General features: G+C 39.7%; 3 protein-coding genes. All 3 read left to right on the top strand.

Annotated elements, in window-relative coordinates; translation table 11 throughout:
* The coding region (locus FHL06_RS12825; protein WP_153386974.1) for a type IV secretory system conjugative DNA transfer family protein at window positions 1-494 on the top strand (494 nt) is incomplete at its 5' end.
* Window positions 495-508: 14 nt separating this feature from the next.
* Window positions 509-898, top strand: a complete 390-nt coding sequence (locus FHL06_RS12820) for a hypothetical protein (RefSeq protein WP_056988740.1) — start codon at window positions 509-511, stop codon at window positions 896-898.
* Between the two features lie 18 nt (window positions 899-916).
* Window positions 917-1575, top strand: a 659-nt coding sequence (locus tag FHL06_RS12815; RefSeq protein WP_153386972.1) for a conjugal transfer protein TrbL family protein, incomplete at its 3' end; no start/stop codon positions are given.

Genomic DNA, 1575 nt, shown 5'->3' with positions numbered 1-1575 from the left:
TTAAGATTTGCTTAAATGCCGCTAATGATGTGACCGCTAAATACTTTAGTGATCTGTTAGGAAAATCAACTGTGAAAGTGGAAACGGGTAGTGAGAGTACCAGTCATAGCAAGGAAGAAAGTCACAGCAAGAGTGATAGTTACAGCTATACGAGCCGTTCGCTCATGACGCCCGATGAAATTATGCGTATGCCCGAAGATCAGAGCTTATTAATCTTTAGCAATGCGCGACCAGTCAAAGCTACAAAAGCGTTCCAATTTAAACTATTTCCAGGGGCTGATCATTTGGTTAACTTGTCACAGAATGAGTATCAAGGCCAACCAGAAGCCAGCCAGGAAACCCACTTTAAGAATAAGGTAGATAAGTGGAATCAGACAGTTAAAGCACAGCACCAAGCCAAAAAAGACGATCAAACAACCGATGACGAAGAAGACAAATTGCAGGACAATATCGATCAAGAATTAGAGTCTAGACATAAGAAAATGCTTGGATAATGGAGGACATATTAATGAAAAAATATCGGAAATATATAATCGCTGTGATGACAGTGTTACTGATTGTTGTTGGTCTTACCGCTTGTGGGAAGTCTACAGCACAGGATTTGCAAAGTCACCAGTGGACGTTTGCTTCTAGCAAAGATAATGGTATGGCCGCTACTGCAAAGTTTTCAAAAAGCAATCTAACACTTACCCAAGCGGGATTTAGTGAAGTGTATGAGTACAAGTTGCTTGAAAGCAAGGGCAATGAACAAATTAAGTTCATTGGTAAAAATAGTGTTTCAGGTAGCACAGAAACACGACTGTTTAAGATTAAGAAGCAATCAGACAAATATAAACTAACACCAATTAACACACTGGCTAAAAGTGATACTGGTACAGTCTCACTTATTCCCAAATAGACAAAGGAGGGATTTAAAATGACAAATATCATTCAATCAGCTATTACACACTTTTTTGAATGGGCATTATCTGGTTTGTTGGACGGTTTATTCAACATCTGCAAGGCCATTATTGACCAAGCCAATCAAAGCTTGCCAATTGTTAAAACGTGGTATGCCATCTTCCTGTCCTTTGCGACATCGTTAGTCGTTGTGGTCGTCCTTGGCCGCATTGTGATGACAATTCTAAAAGAGGCAGATGAAAGTACCGATGTTACTTGGGCTAATATCATCATGGACGGGATTAAATCAGCGGCCGTGATTCCGGTTTTCGTGTTTTTACAGGGCTTTATTCAAGGTTCAATTACCTTGCCCCTGCTAAAGTATATGTTTAGTTCTGATCAGAAATTCACTGCTAAATCAATTACCGGCATGAATAAAGTTCCAGGGCTAAAAGATGTTGGCATTTCGCTACCCTTACAGATTTTGTTTCTGCTAATCTTCACTGTCGTAACCGTCGTGTTCTTTATCAAGATGTGTGTGTTTGTGGCTGATATGGCTTGGTATAACCTGACAATTCCTTTAGCTGCAATGAGTATGGCGACTGAAAGCTTTGATTATAGTGGTACGTGGTGGAAGAAGTACATTTATTACAATGCTTCCATTATTAGCCAGGTGCTTTGTATGTCATTATCAGT

The organism is Companilactobacillus halodurans (assembly GCF_009600985.1).
Taxonomy (GTDB): domain Bacteria; phylum Bacillota; class Bacilli; order Lactobacillales; family Lactobacillaceae; genus Companilactobacillus; species Companilactobacillus halodurans.
This window is presented reverse-complemented; position numbering and strand designations above follow the sequence as displayed.

What these genes read in the sequence shown, in the direction of transcription:
- FHL06_RS12820 (WP_056988740.1), top strand. Translation starts at nt 509, where the DNA reads ATGAAAAAATATCGGAAATATATAATCGCTGTGATGACAGTGTTACTG.